An 18,869-nucleotide genomic window follows, 5' to 3' on the forward strand; every position below is an offset into this window, starting at 1 on the left:
CCTGACGGGCACGTACACACATACAATGACAGGAGACGAAAAATCAGCCGGGAAGCTACTTCAAGATAACGGGAGGAACGAACATGGGGCAAAAGCTCGTTGGGATACTGCTAAATGCCGCTGTGCACGGGGGCGTTCCCCGGTTAAAAACCGGACAGGAATCTCTGGCCAACTACGAGGAGGCCGCCGCCGCATACGGATTAACCCCTTGCTTTCTGAAGCTGTCCGGCATCGATACGCAGACCGGCTTCAGCAGGGCATATATAAAGGGTCCGCACGGATACCGGAGTCAAGTCATCCCGACGCCGGAGGTCATCCATAACCGGGCGATCTATGACCCGGGCAGCAGCGGCGTCCAGCGGCTGCTCCGGCAGGGTATTCAGGTATACAATACATGCAACCGCTACGGCAAGGATCAGATTCACGGCCTGCTGGAGCAAAACCAGGAACTGCAGACGGTTCTGCCAGTCACATCCGCCGGAATGTCCGGCCTGAAGGAAATGATGGAGAGATATCCGGATCTCATTCTCAAGCCTTGCCGGGGAAGTGTAGGCAACGGGGTTATGCGTCTTACAAGGATCAGCGGGGCGGGGCGGTGGAAATGGAGCTACTCTCCTAACGGCTCAAGACGCTGGTACAGTGTGCCGGTGAATCAGGGCGCCATCCCCCGGGCACTCCGCGCCAGACTCTCTTCGGTACCGTACCTGGTGCAGGAGCGGATACCACTGGCTGAGATAAACGGCCGCCCCTTTGATCTGCGCATTACTGTACAGCGCGGCTGGGGCGGAGACTGGCAGGTGACCGGCATGTTCGCCAAGCTGGCGGCACCGGGCGGCTTCGTGTCCAACATCGCCAGGGGAGGCGAAGCACTGAGTTCATCCTTCGCTCTGGAAAAGGCTTTCCCCGGCGAAGCAGCCGCACGGATCCGCATGTCAGTCCTCTCCCTCAGTCTCGCCATTGCCCGTGAGCTGGAGCAGAGCCTCCCGGGCCTTGCCGATATCGGTCTGGACATCGGGGTTACGGGGAGCGGACGCTTATATTTCATCGAATGCAACGGGCGCGACCAGCGTTACGGCTTCAAGAAAGCCGGGCTCGGCCCCATCTGGAAAGAAAGCTACCGCCGGCCCATGGGCTATGCCAGATACCTGTATGAAGAGGCTGCACGGCATAACTCTTATTGATTTGTCTTCTATTCTATGTCAATATAATGCAGAGCGGGTGAGGTCCGAGGCTACTCGGACCTTGCTGCTGCATGATGGAAGGGAGATGGGCATGGTTAAACAATTGCTGCGGCTGATGACCGAGCTATCCTCACACAGATGGCTTTCCCGGGTAATGGGCGCTTTTTCCCATAGCAGACTCAGCCGCTTTATGATTCCGGTATTTATTCGTTCCTATCATATTCCTGCTGCCGAGGCGGAGAAGACTGCCGGAGAATACCGTACACTTAATGAATTCTTCAGCAGACGCCTGAAGCCGGGAATGCGGCCGGTGGCAAGCGGTGAACAGGCTGTGGCAAGTCCTGTGGATGCCATGATTACGGCAATGGGCGACATTAACTGCGGAACAATAATGAATGTGAAGGGTCAGGATTATACGCTGGAGGATTTGCTTAATCATTCGCCACACCTCGAATTGTATAAAAAAGGCTACTATTTCGTCCTCTACCTGAGCCCCACCGATTATCACCGGATTCATTCCCCGTTAACCGGACAGCTGCGGGAGAGCGATTATATCCGCGGGCGGGCTTATCCCGTGAATGATTTCGGCATGCGGCATATGAAGAGTGTCCTGAGCCGCAACGAACGGCTGATTACTTATATAGCCGGCAACTATGGCGAAACCGCCGTGGTCAAGGTAGGCGCAATGAATGTGAGCAGTATCCGCTACACGGATGAATCCGCTACTGAATGGCAAATAGGCGACGATCTGGCCTATTTCGAGTTCGGCTCTACCGTAGTCCTGCTGCTGGAGAGCGGCACCTTCACCCCGCGCCCCGGGCTTACCGTAGACACGAAGGTGAAGATGGGCGAGCTGCTGGGTGAGATGCAGCGGGCTACTTAGCTGCCGGGCAGAGTCCGGCTTGAATGAAACAACTAAGATGAATTTATGGAAGGCTCCCCAGACAGACAAAGCCCCGCACCAGGATACGTGAGTGTATCTTGTGCGGGGCTTTATTATGGGGTTGAAGAAACCCTTCGCAATATCATCCGGACCGGATGACTCCTGCGTTAATCGTATATTTACCGTATAAAGGTATTCCTTACCTGCTCCGCTCTCTGAGCATCAGTATACCCGGCTTACCTTCGGCTCATCTACCCAATCGCTGGCGCAATGTATTCGGTTTTTCGCATACATTCGGCTCGTCTGCGCTATCTTTGGTGCATTGTACTCGGTTTTTCGCATACAATCGGCTCAACTGCGCTATCTTTGGTGCAGTGTATTCGGTCTTTCGCATACAATCCCTCATCCAGCCCATTTCCAGCTTAATCAAAGGGATTTATCCCTCTAATTCCCTCATCTAGCCCACTTCCAGCGTAATCAAAGGGATTTATCCCTCTAATTCCCCGAGTTACTCCGTAATCTTACTCTGATTAGCCACCTCGCGCGCTTTCTCCTGTACCTCTTCCGGCTCGCCGAGATAGAAGCGGCTGATCGGCTTCACATCATCATCCAGCTTGTAGACCAGCGGGACGCCGGTTGGAATATTGAGATCCAGCAGCGCCGTCTCATCAATATCCTCCATGTATTTGATCAGGGCCCGCAGCGTGTTGCCATGCGCCGAGATCAGGACGCGTTCCTTCTTGCGGATCAGCGGCACAATCCGGTTGCCCCAGAAATCGCCAACCCGGTGCACGGTATCCTCCAGGCTCTCTCCGCGCGGAATATCGCCGGGACGCACTTCCTTATAGCGGATATCATTTCTGGCATAACGCGGATCATCCGGCTCCAGCATCGGAGGCCGGACCGAGAGGCTGCGCCGCCAGATATGGAGCTGTTCCTCTCCGTATTTCAGTGCGGTTTCACTTTTGCTGAGGCCCTGCAGCGCTCCGTAATGGCGCTCATTCAGCTTCCACGATTTCTGCACGGGAATCCACAGCAGGTCCATCTCATCCAGCACATAGTTTAGTGTCTTAATTGAACGCTTCAGCACCGAGGCGAAGGCAAGATCGAACGTGTATCCCGCATCCTTCAGCAGCTTGCCTGCTTTCTTTGCCTCTTCCACACCCTTCTCCGTCAGATCGGGATCACTCCAGCCCGTAAACAGGTTCTGCCGGTTGTATTCACTCTCTCCATGCCGTATCAGTACTATTTCGTACATAAGTTCTCTCCTTCTCCCGTGTGTTTATTCAGCTGCTCTTAGCGGCAGCTTCTCAGTTCTTATGCGGTTCATTCTTATATTCTGTCACAGACAGATGCTCTCTTCAACTTTACGTCCCCGGCTTCCCTGCAGCCATTGTAATAGAAGAAACGGCCCCGCCTTGAATGGGCGCGCCGTTCCGTCAGAGGTCTATATTATCTATTCCCCAAAAAACCCTGCCGGTAATCCGGCAGGACTGACCTTCTCCCGCCTGGACGAGAAGGGCTTTCATACTTTTCCGCTGTGCTCCCGGGTCACCGGGCCATCCATCCCTATTCGGGAGCGCTGGTTGTCAGCGTATTTCCGACGGGCTTTTGCCGGTATGCTGCTTGAACTGGCGGCTGAAGAAGAAGATGTCGCGGTAGCCCAGCGCATCCGCCACCTCAGTCACATTCATACCGGCGTACAGCAAGAGATGCTGGGCCCGTTCAATCCGGGTGCGGATCACATAGGACTGAACGGAGGAGCCGGTGATCTCTTTGAACTTGATCGAGAAGTAACGCGGCGACAGCCCTGCCCGTGCGGCCAGATCCTCCACCCGGTGCGCAGCCCCTGGATGCTGGCTGACATAGTTAGCCACCTCGTGGATCACCTCAGCCAGCTGGTTGCTGACATGGCGCTCGATTGGCACGACCTGGTCCTGCCGCAGCAGATGAATCATCAGCTGCTTCAGGATCAGGCGGCCTTCTTCCTCTGCAGCGTAGGTCTGCACCAGGAACAGGCGGACGTAACGGGCCAGCAGATGCTCGAACTCCACGGTCTCCGTCAGTTCGTGATAAGGCGCAGGAATCTCCGTCACCTCTTCAGCGACATCGAAATGAATATATGTAAGCACAAGCGGTTTCTGCGGATTATGTGTAGCACTGGTGTGATCCCCCGGGCGGAACAGGAAGCAGCTTCCCTTCCCCACCTGATAGGGCACCCCGCTGCGCACAACGGTTCCTTCCCCGCTCCAGACATAGAACAAATCATAATTTTGCAGCGGCTTCTCTCTTTTTTGCCACTTCCAGCCCGGTTCACAGACGATCTTCGCCAGGGCCGGGAGGATTACAAAAGAGGATGGCGATGCATGCAGCATATTGGTCCCTCCTAAAGTTTTGTGGGCATGCCTTCCCTGTATTCCTTCGAAATAACTGGCAGTAACACCCGCTTCGAATGCGTAAGCTTACTTTTCATAATACCTTGTCCGGTTCCCTTTTGTACATCTTCCCCTACCCGCAGGACTGTTCCTATCAACAATCCATCTGTTAAAATATAGGAATCATCCTACAATAGATCGGCGGGAAGTATATGGACTACCACTATCTCTTTCACTATTATGATGAATCCACCGGCCCCTTCCGGAATCTGTCTGACCTTTCGCCTGAATCAGCGGAGACGGTGCTGCAGGATATCCGGGAGCAGAGTAAGGGCTTTGCCAGCCAGCGTTCCGCCGATTATCTGCAGATTCGCCGCAGCCTTGAACAGAGGGCGAGAGCGCAATTTATCGCCAAAGGAGGCAAGCCGGTCCGCCGGCATCCGCATTACATGACTTTGGGGCGATGCCCCTGGCTGCAGCAGTGGTATCCACAGGGGATGGAGCTGAATATCCCGGTTGCGGCCTTCAACCCTGAGCGGATCAGCTTCACCTATGGCGATTTATTTCCCACTATGCGCTATACGGACGGCAAACCTTACCGCGGGCAGGTCTACACACTGAAAGAGATCCTTGAGGTGGTCCGCGAATACGGCCTGCCGCAGAAATGGAACGCAGCAGGAGACTCTGGTCCTGAGCGTTACGTCGAAGTCCAGATCTGGGAGGAGCCGCCCGGCTTATTCCAAAAGTATTTGTGAAAACGCGGCATTCCTCAGTGACGGCGGCAATTCACGGTGATATAATGTTAGGCAATGTTAGCGTATATATCCCAGAAGAATACCGGAAGGATGAAACTGATGAATCCACTGGCTGGACAATTGAATGACAGCATCAAGGCAGGCAATGAACATGTGTACGATATGCTCTCTAATCTCGGCAAAGCAATCTATTTCCCCAAAGAGGGAATCCTGAGCCAGTCTGCAGAAGCGACGGCTCATGCCAAGAAGTATAATGCTACCATCGGTATTGCTACCGAGAACGGAATGCCGATGCACCTTGGTGTGATCCAGGATAAACTCTCCGCCTACAGCCCCAAAGACCTGTACGGCTACGCGCCTCCTGCAGGCAAGCCGGAGCTGCGTACGGTATGGCGGGAGAAGATGCTGCGTGAGAATCCGTCGCTTGAAGGCAAATCCTTCAGCAATCCTGTCGTTACGAACGCCCTGACACACGGGCTTAGCATAGTTGCCGACTTGTTCGCAGAACAAGGGGATGCCGTCATCTATCCGGACAAAAACTGGGAGAACTACGAGCTGACCTTCGGCATCCGCCGTCTGACCGAAACCGTTAACTATCCGCTGTTCACCGAAGATATGAGCTTCAACAGCGAAGGACTGCTGGATGCGCTGCTGGCCCAGAAGGACCGCGGCAAAGCCATCGTCCTGCTCAATTTCCCTAATAACCCGACAGGGTATACACCAGGCATTAAAGAAGGCGAAGCCATCGTTGCCGCAATCCTGCGTGCCGCTGAAGAAGGCGTTAATGTCGTAGTCGTCAGCGATGATGCTTATTTCGGACTCTTTTTCGAGGATTCACTGAAGGAATCGCTGTTTGGCAAGCTCGCGAACCTGCATCCCCGTGTGCTGGCAATTAAGATTGACGGAGCCACTAAAGAAGAATTTGTCTGGGGCTTCCGCGTCGGCTTCATCACCTATGCTTCCGAGAACAAAGAGCTGCTGGCTGCCCTGGAGCAGAAGACACTCGGGATTATCCGGGCCACCATCTCCAGCGGAGCACATCCGTCCCAGACCTTTGTACTGGATGCGCTGAAGGCGCCGGAATTCGCCGCCCAGAAGGAAGAGAAGTTCCAGATCATGAAAGGCCGGGCCAACAAAGTGAAGGCGCTGCTGGACAGCGGCAAATACGGAGATGACGTATGGACTTATTATCCGTTCAACTCCGGGTACTTCATGTGTCTGAAACTGCTCACCGTGCCGGCTGAAACTTTACGGCTCCACCTGATCCACAATTACGGGCTGGGCACCATCGCCCTCGGCGAAAGTGATCTGCGCATTGCCTTCTCCTGCATCGAAGAGAATCAGCTTGAGGATCTGTTCGATCTGGTCTATGCAGGCATCCGCGATTTGGAGAAATCCTGATTCCCAGCCTTGGCATACGTTAGTCAGCCCCGGAAATCCGGGGCTGATTTTTTTTGCCCTGCCCTATGGCATTGGCCTATACACGTTCTTCCCTCCGCACATACAATACGATGTACTCAAGTACAACAACTCAAACGCGAAAGGGGAATGAACATGAGCGAAGAAGTTAGAGGCGGATACGGATACGGACACGGTGCATTCACAAGCACAGGCGCAATTCTGGTTCTCTTTATCCTGCTGGTTATCATCAGCCGTTCACTCTTTGTCTAACCGGGAATAAGTCCCTGGAGGGAGCCCAGTGCTCTCTCCGCTCCCCGTGTTGCAGCATTCCCTGTTCCACCCAAGTAGAAACAGCTTTGCCGTCCTTTTAAGGGACGGTGTTGTTTCAGCGAGAAATAGAAGGATAAGTTATCGTGTGAAACATATAAATTCTTATATTTTGAAATTAAGAGGGCAACTCCCTCTATATAAAAATGGCCTCACGCTCCGCGTCAGCAGAGTATGAGGTCATTTTTAATGTGCATATTTTTGTTGCTAAAAGAGTCTGTTCTACAAATCATCCTCATCCGTCCGGGCTTCCTTGCGGGTGGAGTAGGCCTTGAACAGATAGGCCAGCAGCGCTCCGCACGCCAATGTTCCCAGAACCGGCAGCGGACGCGCTCCCGCCTGAAGCAGAAGAGGCAGTCCGGTCAGCAGAGCCAGTAACAGATGCGCCCGGAATACAAACTGGATGGTTCCCTTGCTCTTGCTGCCTTCCGGCAGCGGATACACGGTCAGCCAGAACGACTCGCTGTGCAGCTTGCGCAGCGCCGTCAGCTGAATCCCCATCAGGAAGAGGAAGAAGATATAAATACCGCTGCCGGTGTAGCTGTCCTGATTCATCCAGACCAGGAACAGGTCCAATACGGCAATCCGCAGAACGATTCCGAAGATATCACCTCTGGCGAAGCTTTTGGTCAGGAGGAAGCGGTAGGCGGAATTCCGCTGCCAGGTTATGCCGCCGCCCCACCGGGACAGGTAGCGCCGGGCATAGACCCGCTGCTCACGTCCAGGGACATCAACGAACCAGCCGAGGACCATAAGCGCCCGGGTCCCCTGATTCTTCTCCATCGTAATCAGGCGTTCCCACGGAACAGAATGCCGGCCGGGTACGGCCAGCGCTGCCGCGTAGGCTGCGGCCAGAATTACGATGAAGATCAGCGCGCGGACCGGCGGCTGCCATACCCAGGCCGCAACCATCAGGGTGCCCACTGCCCAGCGCAACAGGTTGTAGCCTATGGCGGCCGGCCGGGAGAGCATAGCGGTCTCCCGCCATAACCCGAAGCTGGCGAGCAGCTTCACCAGGATCAGGACCAGGAGAGTGGCCAGCAGCCCCTTATGGGATTCATCCGTGCGTATGTACAGCGGCCATAAGGTAATGAGTACAAAAGCCAGCCGCAGGATCTTCCACACATTCCCGCTGACCCAGGAAGGGGCGAAATACTCCTTCATCCGGTGGCCCTGCGGCAGCAGGAAGATCGTATCCGGAGTCTGCAGATAGGTCCGGAAGCTGCTGTGCACCGCCGCCGGCACCAGCAGGACGAGCATAATCCAGCGGATGGGGATACCTGCCGGGATATCACGCAGCAGGGAAGTGTACCAGGCGGAGAAGATGATCAGCACCAGCAGGAACACCATGGCTACCCCGCTCTGGATGATATACCCCATATAGGGGATCAGGCTTCCTGTAAACCGGCTGCGCCGCTGCCGGCGCAGCTCCTTCAAATCCATATCATTTCCCTCCCTGAACCAGTTCGTAGAACAGCTGCTCCAAGTTCAAGCCCTGCAGCCCGGCCTTCGCGGTCATCTCGGCGAGTGTTCCCTCCGCAATTACCATTCCGCGGTGCAGCACAATGAACCGGTCGCAGTAGTTCTCGATGGTGGAGAGGATATGCGAGCTCAGCAGAATGGACGCCCCGGATTTCTTCAGGTCCAGCATGAAATCCAGCAGAGAGCGGATGCCGAGCGGATCGAGGCCGAGGAACGGCTCGTCAATCACATACAGTGCCGGGCGTGCAACGAACGCACACATAATCATCACCTTCTGCTTCATGCCTTTGGACAGATGGGACGACAACGTATCCATCTTGTCCTCCATATTAAAGAGTGCAGCCAGCTGGCCGGTGCGCGATTCATAATCGCTGCGCTCCACGCCGTAAGCTCTGGCCGTAAATTCAACATGCTCACGGACGGTCATCTCCTCATAGAGGAGAGGGGACTCCGGAACGAAGGAAAGCGCACTGTGGTAGCTCTCAGGATCGCTGCTGCGCGTCTTGCCCTGCACAGTAATCTCGCCCTTATGCGGAGACATGAGTCCAAGAATATGCTTCATGGTTGTACTTTTGCCTGCGCCGTTCAAACCGATAAGCCCGACCATTTCACCGGGCTGAACCTGCAGGCCGATATCATGCAGCACCGGCTTGTTCAGGCTGTATCCTCCGCTTAAGCCCGTAATTTGCAATACGGGAGCTGTGTTCATTGGCCGTCACCTCTCGGGGTTTTGTTCTTGAGCCACTTCGGGGCTCCCTTGTTCTTGCGGTTCTTGTCCCGCTCCGCATTGCTGCGTGCCTTGCCTGCGGGTGATGCCGCGCTGCGCGTGCTCGCGGCAATCCCCGGCCGGTGCTGCTCACGCCGCACCGTACCAGCCCCATCCCCAGCGCCAGCTGCGCCCGGCTGCCCTGCCGGAGCTTCGCCGCCCGTCCCTCCGGCTGTTCCAGCCGCCGAGGTCCGTACCTGCGGCTTGCCGGTGCGCGGCCCGGCTTCGCTGCCGCGCGGGGCAGAGCCTTCGCGGCGGCCTGCACCTGCGCCGCCGCCGCGGAATTCACTGCGCTCGCCCTCCGTCAGCGCCTTGCCAAAGGCCATTTCCCGCTCGTCCAGCTGGATATCCAGCTCGCGGGCGAATTTGCGCATGATGAACGTCTGCTGCTCCGTAACAATCGTTACGGACAGTCCGCGTTTGCCCATGCGCCCCGTGCGTCCGGCACGGTGGACATAGTGCTCGGAGTCAAAGGCCGGATCGAAGCTGACGACCAGCGTCAGATTCTCAATGTCCAGGCCTCTGGCCGCCACGTCGCTGGCGACCAGCACCTTGAGCTTGCCGTCACGGAAGCGGGCCAGCACGTTGGCGCGCGTAACCTTGTCGGCATCGCCGTACAGCGCTGCGGCAGGTAGTCCCAGATGATTCAGCTTCGCGGTCACCTCAGCAATATCATCGGTCGCATTCACGAACACTATCGCCCGTTCAGGCTTGTAGTGGCGGATCACCCGGCGCAGCATATCCACCTTGTTCCGCTCCTCGGATACCACGTAGTGATGCTCCAGACTCTGGGCCGTCATCATCCCGGGATCAATGCCCACCTCTGCGATGTTCTTCATTTCCTTGTTGGCCAGGAGCTTGGTCTCCGGTCCGATGGTCGCGGACAGCATAACCAACTGGCGTGTGCGCAGCGCGCTGCTGACGATCTTCGTCACTTCTCCCGCACCGCTGAGCTGGAACATCTGGTCCGCCTCATCGAGAATAATCGTCGTCACCTCATGCATCTTCAGCTTGCGCAGCCCGATCAGCTCCCGCACGCGTCCCGGTGTACCTACAACCAGCTGGGGATGCTCGCGCAGCTTGTCAATCTGGCGTTTGATCGCCGCCCCGCCGATCAGCCCCATCGCCCGGATGCCCCGGTGGGCTCCGTAGCGCTCTGCTTCGCGGAGAATCTGCATCGCCAGCTCCTGGGTTGGTGCCAGCACCAGCTTCTGCACCGATTTCTGGTCCGGATTGATCCCTTGCAGCAGCGGCAGCAGGTAGGCCAGAGTTTTGCCTGTCCCTGTCTGGGATGCGGCCAGAACATCTCTTCCTTCCAGCAGAAGCGGGATCGTCTGCTCCTGTACAGGGGATGGTTCGGTGATGCCGAATTCAGACAATCGGGCAACGAGGTCTTCCTGAATGCCGATAGCTGCAAAAGAAGCTTTATTCATAATAGTAATTCATCCTTTTCGCTTAAGATAATATGTTCATTATATGCCAAAAAGGCCTCTCCACCAAATGGAAGGCCATAAGTTCCAATCTACGCCATATTTTATATATGTAATTCCATCCTGCATGCAAAAGGGGACAAGCCGTTTGCTTCATAGCTGAGTAATCATTTTCTGTTCATTGCGTTATAGGTCAGCTTATCCGCCAGCCGCGGAAACAAGCCGTATAGACGAATCCCGAAGGCTGCCAGACCGGGCAGATCCACTTCTTCCTTGCCTTTGTCCATCAGCTTCACAATCTTCGCAGACACATGCTGCGGAGTCATCATGATCCGGCTCACGCTTTTCTCATAATTGCCTGAAGGATCGGCGGTCTTGAAGAATTCGGTGGCGATGGGTCCGGGGTTCACAGCCGAGACAATAATTCCGCTCTTGCGGAGCTCCTGGCGGAGCGCATTGGTGAAGCCGAGAACAGCATGTTTCGTAGCCGTATAGGCAACTGCGCGGGCTGTGCCGATTTTGCCGGCCATCGAGGCCACATTCACGATCTGACCGCTGCCGCGCTCCAGCATATGAGGCACTACCGCCTTGGTGCAGCGGACAATCCCCATATAGTTCACGTCCATCATGGCATCGAATTCGCCGGGCTCCATCTCCGTAAAAGCCGCAAACTTGCCATAACCGGCATTGTTGAGAAGAATGTCGATTCTGCCGTACTGTTCAAGAATCTCCGCGAAGGTACGCTCCACTGCCGCCTCATCGGTCACATCACAGACGAACAGTCCAAAAACGCCCGGTATCCCGGCCGCGGTTTCTTTCAGCTTGTCTTCCGAACGGGCCAGCAGAATGGGAACGGCCCCACGCTGGCTGAGCATCTGTGCCGTAAGCGCACCGATGCCGCTCGAAGCTCCTGTAATAACAACAACCTTGCCTTGTAATGCCATGGAATGTGTTCAGCTCCCGAATATCCGCCTAAGAGATCATAACCTGAATATCAAGCTCCCCGATGCCTTCCATCATAAGCGGAATACTCAGCGCTCTGCGCGGAAGGATCGACATGCTCTCTGTCTTCATTAACTTCGGCGGTGTAATGTCTACCGAAACCCCTTGATTGGAGAGAATAGTACTGGCATTGCCGCTGATCATGTTGCCAAGCTCCGAAATGGCACTTTGGCCCATCTCGTCCATTTCCGTAATCACATAGCCGCCCATCATGGCCGAAACCATCTTAAGCGCCACGTGCTCGGCGATTCCGAAGATAATATTCCCGCTGAGCTGACCTGTCATTCCCACTTGAATCCATATATGATTATCGATCAGTTCAATGTCCTTAATACCCAGAATACCGGTAGACGGCGAGACTTGTATCACCTGTTCAATTACAATTCGTGCAGACTCTAGAAACGGATTGATTACTTCTGCTTTCATGAAAGTGCTGTCCCCCCTCGACCAGGCTTTAGTCATATACCAAAAGTCCTAAGCAATAATGATTTATTATACTTCATATATCGGCATTATTCATCAAAAATTAATGGTCTTGTCGAATGAATTCACAAGATAGTTTGGACGGCGACATTGCCCTGCCGGGTGTAATCTCCTATAATTTAATCAAATGCCAACACTGAACGTAAGATTTGCGGCGCAATTCCCTCCGGGTGCAGCACTCACTGCGTATTTCCCCCTCATTCCTGGCAGACAATCCGCAGCATGCAGACCCTGGCCCATCAAGCTGTTAACGGCGCAAACGTCCTCTGGAAAGAAGTCACTTTCCCACAACGATACCAATATACGGCGGCACCAATACCGGTAGCCATTAGGGGGCAGTCCATGAATATCAGCCAGCTTGAAACACTGATTACCATTTCCAAAACCATGAGCTTCCGCAAGGCGGGAGAACTACTCAATTTGACCCAGCCGGCGGTTTCAGCACAGATCAAAAGTCTCGAAGAAGAATTCAAGACCCAGCTTGTGGACCGGAATCAGCCTGTAACCCTGACAGACCGGGGCCAGGTATTCCTCACGCATGCGGAGCAGATTGTAGGTATCGTTGAAGAGCTTAAGCAGCGTCTTGCGGATCTCGAAGAGAATCCCCAGGGGCATATTATTCTCGGCACGACCACCTCCATTGCCATTCAGATTCTGCCGCGGATTCTGTCCTATTTCCAGGACCAGTTCCCGCATATCAAAACCTCGATCTCGTCCATGTCCTCTTCACAAATCTATCAGCATGTCGAGAATGGTCTCGTCGATGTCGGCATTGGCTATCTGATCGGCCGCAGTCCCGGAATGACAACTTCCGTCCTGTATTATGATACCTTTGAACTGGTCGTCTCGCCCCGCCATCCTCTGGCCCAGGTCAAATCGGCCGGTATTGAGGCGCTTGGCAAAACACCGCTCATCCTGCTGTCCCCGGACACCGTCGGCCGGAGATTCGCCGATGAAGTACTCGCCAAACACGGCATCCAGCCCCAGGTCATCATGGAGCTGACCAGCAGCGAAGAGGTGAAACGGATGGTGGAGCTGGATCTCGGGGCAGCCGTTATTTCCAAACAGTCCGTAACCGCCGAGGTCCGAAGCGGTACGCTCAAAATCGTCCCGATCATTGAGCTTGAGGTCACCCACCCTGTAGGCGTCATCACCAAATCCGGGAAGTACGTCAATTCGGCCATGAGGCAGTTTCTGAGCGATCTTAAGGGAATGCCCGAAACCCAGTTCATCGGCTCAGAGTAACTAATGATCAGCAACCTGCAACCTATTCTGCCACCTTGGCCTAAGGAGATGTTACCTCTATGAATTTCGACCTGCATACCCATCATTTCCGCTGCGGTCATGCTGACGGAAACATCAGGGATTATATTGAAGCCGGGATAACCGCGGGTCTTGATGTGATCGGGATTTCCGATCACACGCCCTATTTCGGAAGTCCGTCCGAGCAGGCTTTTCCGCGTATCGCGATGGCCAAATCGGAGCTTGTCCACTACGTGGAGGAAGTACTGGCTCTGCAAAAGGAGTACGAAGGCCGCATTGATGTCCTGCTCGGCATTGAGTCCGACTATTTCCCCGAGCATGCGGAGCTGTACCGGAAGACGCTTGCTGCTTATCCGTTTGACTATGTGATCGGTTCGGTGCACAGCGTGGACGGCAACAGCATTTTTAATAAAAGCCGCTGGAAGGGTCTGGGTCCGAAGCAGCAGCTGGCAGCCAAAGCGGAGTATTACCGGCTGATCGCCGAATCCGCGCGCAGCGGCATGTTCCAGATCCTCGGACACATTGATGCGATGAAGGGTAACTACCCGCAGTTCTCGGAGATCTCCGCTCCCCGGGAGATTGACGAAGCCTTAAGCACAATCAGCGAATGCGGGCTGGCCATCGAGATCAACACCTCGGGCGGCACCAAGCTGTGCGGCGGCTGGTATCCGTCGGATGAGATTCTGGAGCGGGCGCTGCATTTCGGCGTGGAGGTCAGCTTCGGCTCCGATGCCCATAAGCCTTCCCGGGTGGCTGATCAGCGCAATAGCGTTGCCGCGCGGCTTAAGGAGATCGGATTTAAGCACTGGGTCTACTACAAACGGCGCGAGAAGATTACAGTAGGACTATAGCTGTAGATAACGGAGACGGCTTAATTCTCTGCTGGACAAAATAAATGCACCGCATGTGGTCCGGCTGTTGACGATGCTTGCCATCGTCCGCCGTTACCGCTGCGGTGCTTTTTGCTAAGGTTATTCTTTATTCAGATTATCGCAGGTGAAGCCCTGCTGCTTAAGCGTCCGCCCGGCGTCGCCGTACTGCGGATTCAGGGCATAGAAGCGGGCAATTGTACTGCTCCAATCCCTCTCGGTCAGCCCTTGAGCCCTAAGCGACTCACGGTGGGTCTCATTGTACTCTTGGATCAGGGCTTTCTGATCAGGGTTATATGTTTCTTCATGATACACAGCCGCCATAGGCAGGCGCGGCTTCTTCGGCAGCTCTTCACCCGGATAGCCGATACACAGGCCGGCCACCGGGAATACATATTCGGGCAGCTGCAGCAGCTCAATCACTTCCGCTGTGCGGCGGCGCACGCCGCCGATCGGGATAATCCCCAGTCCCAGCGACTCCGCAGCAGCCACCGCATTCGCTAAAGCGATGCCGACATCGGTTGCACCGACCAGCAGCGCATCCACATCTCCTGCCGCTTCAAACGGCTGGTCTTCCAGCTCTGCCGCCAGCCGGGCCCGGTGAAAGTCCATGCAGAACACCAGGAATACCGGCGCTTCGGCCACATGCTTCTGGTTCCCGCTCAATACCGACAGCTGCCGCTTCCGTTCTTCGCTGCGTACCGCAATGACCGATACCTGCTGGCCGTTCACCCAGGATGGTGCAGCCTGGGCTGCCTCAATTATGGTCTTCAGCTTCTCTGGTTCTACCGCCTGCCTTGTATATTGCCGGAAAGATCGGTGGTTCGTAAGTAGTCTAATCACTTCGTTCAAGAGCTATGTCCTCCTCGCCAAATGCTGTTTCTGTATATCCATCATAGCCTAATGACTCCGGCTACCGCCAGCAGAAAGCGGTGATACCGGAATCCGGCATACGGCACGCCACAAAAAAATGGACCCGAATCATCGGGTCCCAACAGCAGTTATATTTTCAAAAGGGGGTCATGTACTTAGTTTAACCGGAGACTGTTAGAGTTTGATAACGGCATTATTTCATTTGTGTAACATTGTGAAGACTTTCATTACATCGCCCGAGCCGTCCGCCATCGGCAGTGTCCGCTCCAGGGTCAGACCATTCTTGAGCATCACCTGCTCCGATCTGAGGTTGTCCCCGCGGCAGCGTCCCTCCACCTTCAGCAGCTCCAGTTCGCGGAACCCGTAGGCCAGCAGCAGCCCCAGTGCTTCAGTGGCGAAGCCGCGCCCCCACCATGCAGGATTAAGCATATACCCCAGCACCGCCTTGCCCTCATGCCGGTTCCAGTTCTGCAGGGAGACCGATCCGATCAGATCCGGCTGTCCTTTGAGATAGATGCCTGCATGCAATGCGCAAAGGTCATAACCATGCAGCATCCGGTTCACCAGCTTATCCAGAACGCCCTGCTGGGAGGATGAGCCCTGGCGCAGCTGAATATGCGGCTGCACCTCCGGATGGGAGAGCAGCGCCCGCAGCACTGCACCGTCAGCGGATGCCATACTTTTCAGTTCTACCGCCGCTCCCTGCAGCGCCATACCCATAATCGCTTCATAAGTGCTCATGAACTTCACCCTCTTCTGCTGCTCTCGTTAAGCCGCATCCTCAAGCTCTGCCGTCTTACTCCCGGCGCAGAGTCAGTACAGTAAGCTCCGGCCGGCACATGAAGCGCAGCGGCATCATGGTTTCGCCGAATCCCCTGTTCACATACACCGGCATCGCCTTATTCTCTGTGTAATACAGTCCGTCTATGTATTTCTGCGAGCCGTAAGGCGTGAACGGCGCACCCAGCATCGGCAGACGGATCTGACCGCCGTGGCTGTGCCCTGAGAGCTGCAGGTGAAACGGATACCCTTCCGCCGTATCGGCGTAATCCGGCTCATGCATCATCAGCACCGTGAACGTGCCGTCCGGGATGCCCTGGATTGCGGCCTCCGGGTCCGGCTTGCCATGCAGCATATCGTCCAGTCCTGCCACCGCCATCACGGCGCCGCCCTGCTTGATCAGATAGGACTGGTTCCGCAGCACACGGAAGCCGGACTCGTTCAGCAGGCGGGTTAGCAGCTCCGTATTCTTGTAATCATGGTTGCCCAGGATGGCGTACTTGCCCAGCGGAGCTTCAAGCTCTGCCAGTATAGCGACCGAGTCTGTCAAATCCTCGGCGTAGCTGTCCACAATATCCCCGGTGAAGCAGATCAGATCCGGCTTCTCCTCCTTGATGTGCTTAGTCAGCCGGGCCAGATCATGCGCATCCTTGTTGAAGCCCAGATGCACATCGCTGAAATGAACGAGCCGGGTACCGGCAAAAGCCGAAGGGAGATCCTTCAGCGGCAGCTCCCTCCGCGTAATCTCCAGCCAGTTCGGCTCGCCCTGCCAGGCATAGCCGCCGGTAAGCAGGCCGGCGCCAACTACGGTTGCCGCCCCCCGGGCGAGGAACTGGCGGCGGGTCATTTTGCGGCCGCCGGCCCCCTCTTTCTGCGGAGGGGTATGACCGCCGGTGCCTGCTGCCGGCAGGTCAGACCTGGGAGAGCCCCCGGACGATTTTGTACTCATAGGGAGATTCTCCTTTCTATCCTGAAATCTATTCGGTTAATGCCGCTTATGTTCGTATACAGAGCATGCTGCGCTTATTGGCAACATTTCCTCCGGTTCATTCATCAGCGCCTGAGATACGGCTAATGCTCAGGCTAATCCGCTGGTTCATCAGACATCTTATCGCTTCCAGGCCGCTTCCGCGGGGTTCCGGCATCCGGTGCTTCCCGTTCATCCGGTGCTTCCTTTTCTTCCTGTTCTTCCTGCTCCCTCTCCTCATCCTTATCCGTTACAGCTTCTTCCACTTTGTCATCAATGTCCACTTCTATAGCCGCCTCAATCTCCTCTTCAGTGGTGCCGGGTCCGAGAATTTTGCGGAACAAGCCAAGCATGGACAGGGCATAGGCAACGGTTATGAAGCTGAAGCAGATCTGCATAACTACAACAAGCCGCGAAGTGTTATCTATGGGAGCCACATCCCCGTAACCTACTGTCGTAAATGTAGCTACGCTGAAGTACAGGAAGGTGATCAGCTGGCTGAGCAGATCCTGGCCTATCCCCTCGCCCTGGAAGGAGGACTGGCCAAACAGCTTATATATGGATGTATATACGACTGTAAAAAAAATAATGCAGGTAAACGCCGCGATGCTGATCCGGACCAGTGTCTGCTGCAGCCTGACTTCCTTGCTGTTGGAGTCCTTGATCTCATGAAAAATAAACAGAATATAGAACAGGACCGAAGCCAGGACAAAAATCAGAATCAGACCGCGCAGTCCCCGGTTGCCGGGTACAATGGTGCCCAGATCGATCAGGTTCAGCAGATCCTCAACTGAAATCAGGGCATAGATCAGAATGGGAGCCAGCAGAACGCCTTTGCCCATCCAGCTCAGCTTAATCCGGAGAAACCACAGCGCCAGCAATATGATTACAGCAAAATTGAAAATCCATATCCACCACGCCATGCCTTACTCTCCTGTTCTACGGCCCCGGACTCCTGTCCTGCCCTGAAGGTACCGTTATCCTCACGGATAAAATGCTGCGATCCGGCCCTGCCCCCTGTGCCTAACCGGCAGTGCGTTCACCGGTACTTGTCTTCACCTGCACATCGTCTTCTCCTGCTCCGCTGATTACAGTGATCCGGCATTCTTCCTCCGGTGTCTCCTTGTATGCCAGAGCGATGCCTTTATGCTCAATATCCTTGCGGCTGACCCGCCGCAGCTTTAAGCTTACTTCGATCTCCTTCGTGAACGGAAACGGGGTAAGCGTCAGCGTGGCGTTGTCCTGCCACTCTGCCTGAATCGCACGTCCGGAGGTGAAGCTGAATTCCTCGCTGCCCGAGAAGCCGTCTGCGAACCAGGGATGCTTCTCGGACTCGGCGCTGCCCGGCTCGCTCAGGGCCAGAAACAGCGACAGGTCATCACAGAACTGCAGCAGTCTGGCGTCATAATACAGTTCGCCTTCTTCAAGCGGCCAGCTCTGCTCCAGCTCACGGTGGATACGGGCTCTGCGCTCCGCTTCATCCTGCAGATACCGGGTGAGTTCCGGACATTCCTCACCCGATACCTCGATCAGCCGCTCGAAATGGGAGCTGCACAGCAGCGCCCCATAAGGCGTATCCGCTTCAACCTCGTTGATGCCCCGTCTATAAAAAGTCAGCTTAGGCACAACCGGGAAGTCGATGAAGCTGTACGGCGCATCTTCCGCATCGTTCCAGAACGGCGTCTCATCCAGATCGATCCAGCCCCGGTCATGATTGCTCACCGCCCGCAGCACCTCCTCCCGGCGGCCTTCCGCAGGCGTATGCTCCTCCTTGAACCACTTCGCAAATTCCCCGGCCAGCAGCCCGTGCTCATGCTGCTTCACCATCACAAACGCTCCGTCCTGTTCACGACAAATCACTGTAATTCCTCCCCGTTATCCGCTGTCTGAATCCTGCCATCCACTATGTAGATTATAACATATCCACCTATATTTATTGGAATGCGGCGCACCTTAACGGCTCTATTGTATGCGCAACACAATATAAGACTGTCTAAAAATGTACCCTTTTTTCACCCTGAAAGAAACATAT

Annotated in this window: 19 protein-coding genes; 7 read left to right on the forward strand and 12 right to left on the reverse strand. The window is 55.2% G+C overall.

Going from position 1 to position 18,869, the window contains the following annotated elements:
- The first annotated feature begins 83 nt into the window (after positions 1 to 83).
- The gene (locus tag GC101_RS17810; protein ID WP_171718332.1) at positions 84 to 1,181 is read left to right on the forward strand and encodes a YheC/YheD family endospore coat-associated protein; all 1,098 of its coding nucleotides are present in this window, start codon (positions 84 to 86) and stop codon (positions 1,179 to 1,181) included.
- A gap of 91 nt (positions 1,182 to 1,272) precedes the next feature.
- Positions 1,273 to 2,064 carry an archaetidylserine decarboxylase gene (gene asd, locus GC101_RS17815; protein ID WP_039307037.1) on the forward strand — a complete coding sequence of 264 codons (792 nt, stop codon included), beginning with the start codon at positions 1,273 to 1,275 and terminating at the stop codon, positions 2,062 to 2,064.
- Positions 2,065 to 2,572: 508 nt separating this feature from the next.
- On the opposite strand, the gene gpmA is transcribed toward asd, so the two are convergent.
- Together gpmA and GC101_RS17825 are read right to left on the reverse strand one after the other, a co-directional pair.
- Positions 2,573 to 3,322: a 2,3-diphosphoglycerate-dependent phosphoglycerate mutase gene (gene gpmA / locus GC101_RS17820; RefSeq protein WP_042217227.1), complete on the reverse strand. Its 750-nt coding sequence runs from the start codon at positions 3,320 to 3,322 to the stop codon at positions 2,573 to 2,575.
- A gap of 331 nt (positions 3,323 to 3,653) precedes the next feature.
- Positions 3,654 to 4,439: a helix-turn-helix domain-containing protein gene (locus GC101_RS17825; protein WP_039306903.1), complete on the reverse strand. Its 786-nt coding sequence runs from the start codon at positions 4,437 to 4,439 to the stop codon at positions 3,654 to 3,656.
- 212 nt (positions 4,440 to 4,651) lie between these two features.
- Between GC101_RS17825 and GC101_RS17830 the strand changes: the two genes are divergently transcribed.
- The 3 genes from GC101_RS17830 (at position 4,652) to GC101_RS35810 (ending at position 6,865) form a co-directional block, all read left to right on the forward strand.
- Positions 4,652 to 5,194 (forward strand): hypothetical protein, encoded by a 543-nt coding sequence (locus GC101_RS17830; RefSeq protein WP_171718333.1) that lies wholly within the window; start codon positions 4,652 to 4,654, stop codon positions 5,192 to 5,194.
- Between the two features lie 99 nt (positions 5,195 to 5,293).
- Complete coding sequence (locus GC101_RS17835; protein WP_171718334.1) at positions 5,294 to 6,595, forward strand: aminotransferase class I/II-fold pyridoxal phosphate-dependent enzyme; 1,302 nt, start codon at positions 5,294 to 5,296, stop codon at positions 6,593 to 6,595.
- Positions 6,596 to 6,748: 153 nt separating this feature from the next.
- Positions 6,749 to 6,865 (forward strand): YjcZ family sporulation protein, encoded by a 117-nt coding sequence (locus tag GC101_RS35810; RefSeq protein WP_209994562.1) that lies wholly within the window; start codon positions 6,749 to 6,751, stop codon positions 6,863 to 6,865.
- Between the two features lie 279 nt (positions 6,866 to 7,144).
- Here GC101_RS35810 and GC101_RS17840 read toward each other — a convergent pair whose 3' ends face one another.
- The 5 genes from GC101_RS17840 to GC101_RS17860 form a co-directional block, all read right to left on the reverse strand.
- Positions 7,145 to 8,365, reverse strand: a complete 1,221-nt coding sequence (locus tag GC101_RS17840) for an ABC transporter permease (RefSeq protein ID WP_171718335.1) — start codon at positions 8,363 to 8,365, stop codon at positions 7,145 to 7,147.
- A 1-nt stretch (position 8,366) separates the two neighbouring features.
- Complete coding sequence (locus GC101_RS17845) at positions 8,367 to 9,113, reverse strand: ABC transporter ATP-binding protein (RefSeq protein ID WP_039306914.1); 747 nt, start codon at positions 9,111 to 9,113, stop codon at positions 8,367 to 8,369.
- Entirely contained in the window at positions 9,110 to 10,603 is a 1,494-nt protein-coding gene (locus tag GC101_RS17850) for a DEAD/DEAH box helicase (RefSeq protein WP_171718336.1), read from the reverse strand. Before GC101_RS17850 ends, GC101_RS17845 begins: the two co-directional genes overlap by 4 nt.
- 164 nt (positions 10,604 to 10,767) lie before the next feature.
- The gene (locus GC101_RS17855) at positions 10,768 to 11,544 is read right to left on the reverse strand and encodes an SDR family NAD(P)-dependent oxidoreductase (protein WP_171718337.1); all 777 of its coding nucleotides are present in this window, start codon (positions 11,542 to 11,544) and stop codon (positions 10,768 to 10,770) included.
- A 28-nt stretch (positions 11,545 to 11,572) separates the two neighbouring features.
- Positions 11,573 to 12,028 (reverse strand): chemotaxis protein CheX, encoded by a 456-nt coding sequence (locus GC101_RS17860; RefSeq protein ID WP_039306920.1) that lies wholly within the window; start codon positions 12,026 to 12,028, stop codon positions 11,573 to 11,575.
- A gap of 399 nt (positions 12,029 to 12,427) precedes the next feature.
- Here GC101_RS17860 and GC101_RS17865 point away from each other — a divergent pair, with 399 nt between their 5' ends.
- Positions 12,428 to 13,330: a LysR family transcriptional regulator gene (locus tag GC101_RS17865; protein ID WP_042139782.1), complete on the forward strand. Its 903-nt coding sequence runs from the start codon at positions 12,428 to 12,430 to the stop codon at positions 13,328 to 13,330.
- 59 nt (positions 13,331 to 13,389) lie between these two features.
- Positions 13,390 to 14,199: a histidinol-phosphatase gene (locus GC101_RS17870; RefSeq protein WP_171718338.1), complete on the forward strand. Its 810-nt coding sequence runs from the start codon at positions 13,390 to 13,392 to the stop codon at positions 14,197 to 14,199.
- A 120-nt stretch (positions 14,200 to 14,319) separates the two neighbouring features.
- On the opposite strand, the gene GC101_RS17875 is transcribed toward GC101_RS17870, so the two are convergent.
- From GC101_RS17875 to GC101_RS17895, 5 genes are all read right to left on the reverse strand, one after another.
- Positions 14,320 to 15,069, reverse strand: a complete 750-nt coding sequence (locus tag GC101_RS17875) for an NADPH-dependent oxidoreductase (RefSeq protein WP_042139784.1) — start codon at positions 15,067 to 15,069, stop codon at positions 14,320 to 14,322.
- A 219-nt stretch (positions 15,070 to 15,288) separates the two neighbouring features.
- A complete protein-coding gene (locus tag GC101_RS17880; protein ID WP_171718339.1) occupies positions 15,289 to 15,831 on the reverse strand; it encodes a GNAT family N-acetyltransferase in 543 nt (180 codons plus the stop codon).
- 55 nt (positions 15,832 to 15,886) lie between these two features.
- Positions 15,887 to 16,819: a metallophosphoesterase gene (locus GC101_RS17885; protein WP_171718340.1), complete on the reverse strand. Its 933-nt coding sequence runs from the start codon at positions 16,817 to 16,819 to the stop codon at positions 15,887 to 15,889.
- A gap of 134 nt (positions 16,820 to 16,953) precedes the next feature.
- Complete coding sequence (locus tag GC101_RS17890; protein ID WP_171718341.1) at positions 16,954 to 17,760, reverse strand: potassium channel family protein; 807 nt, start codon at positions 17,758 to 17,760, stop codon at positions 16,954 to 16,956.
- Between the two features lie 100 nt (positions 17,761 to 17,860).
- Entirely contained in the window at positions 17,861 to 18,697 is an 837-nt protein-coding gene (locus tag GC101_RS17895; protein ID WP_171718342.1) for a DUF3891 family protein, read from the reverse strand.
- Positions 18,698 to 18,869: the final 172 nt, after the last annotated feature.

This window comes from Paenibacillus phytohabitans (genome assembly GCF_013141775.1).
Taxonomy (GTDB): Bacteria; Bacillota; Bacilli; order Paenibacillales; family Paenibacillaceae; genus Paenibacillus_AQ; species Paenibacillus_AQ phytohabitans.

Bases quoted from the DNA above. Each gene is read 5' to 3' on its own strand.
- GC101_RS17810 (WP_171718332.1), top strand. From the start codon at position 84: ATGGGGCAAAAGCTCGTTGGGATACTGCTAAATGCCGCTGTGCACGGG.
- asd (WP_039307037.1), top strand. From the start codon at position 1,273: ATGGTTAAACAATTGCTGCGGCTGATGACCGAGCTATCCTCACACAGA.
- gpmA (WP_042217227.1), bottom strand. From the start codon at position 3,322: ATGTACGAAATAGTACTGATACGGCATGGAGAGAGTGAATACAACCGG.
- GC101_RS17825 (WP_039306903.1), bottom strand. From the start codon at position 4,439: ATGCTGCATGCATCGCCATCCTCTTTTGTAATCCTCCCGGCCCTGGCG.
- GC101_RS17830 (WP_171718333.1), top strand. From the start codon at position 4,652: ATGGACTACCACTATCTCTTTCACTATTATGATGAATCCACCGGCCCC.
- GC101_RS17835 (WP_171718334.1), top strand. From the start codon at position 5,294: ATGAATCCACTGGCTGGACAATTGAATGACAGCATCAAGGCAGGCAAT.
- GC101_RS35810 (WP_209994562.1), top strand. From the start codon at position 6,749: ATGAGCGAAGAAGTTAGAGGCGGATACGGATACGGACACGGTGCATTC.
- GC101_RS17840 (WP_171718335.1), bottom strand. From the start codon at position 8,365: ATGGATTTGAAGGAGCTGCGCCGGCAGCGGCGCAGCCGGTTTACAGGA.
- GC101_RS17845 (WP_039306914.1), bottom strand. From the start codon at position 9,113: ATGAACACAGCTCCCGTATTGCAAATTACGGGCTTAAGCGGAGGATAC.
- GC101_RS17850 (WP_171718336.1), bottom strand. From the start codon at position 10,603: ATGAATAAAGCTTCTTTTGCAGCTATCGGCATTCAGGAAGACCTCGTT.
- GC101_RS17855 (WP_171718337.1), bottom strand. From the start codon at position 11,544: ATGGCATTACAAGGCAAGGTTGTTGTTATTACAGGAGCTTCGAGCGGC.
- GC101_RS17860 (WP_039306920.1), bottom strand. From the start codon at position 12,028: ATGAAAGCAGAAGTAATCAATCCGTTTCTAGAGTCTGCACGAATTGTA.
- GC101_RS17865 (WP_042139782.1), top strand. From the start codon at position 12,428: ATGAATATCAGCCAGCTTGAAACACTGATTACCATTTCCAAAACCATG.
- GC101_RS17870 (WP_171718338.1), top strand. From the start codon at position 13,390: ATGAATTTCGACCTGCATACCCATCATTTCCGCTGCGGTCATGCTGAC.
- GC101_RS17880 (WP_171718339.1), bottom strand. From the start codon at position 15,831: ATGAGCACTTATGAAGCGATTATGGGTATGGCGCTGCAGGGAGCGGCG.
- GC101_RS17885 (WP_171718340.1), bottom strand. From the start codon at position 16,819: ATGAGTACAAAATCGTCCGGGGGCTCTCCCAGGTCTGACCTGCCGGCA.
- GC101_RS17890 (WP_171718341.1), bottom strand. From the start codon at position 17,760: ATGGCGTGGTGGATATGGATTTTCAATTTTGCTGTAATCATATTGCTG.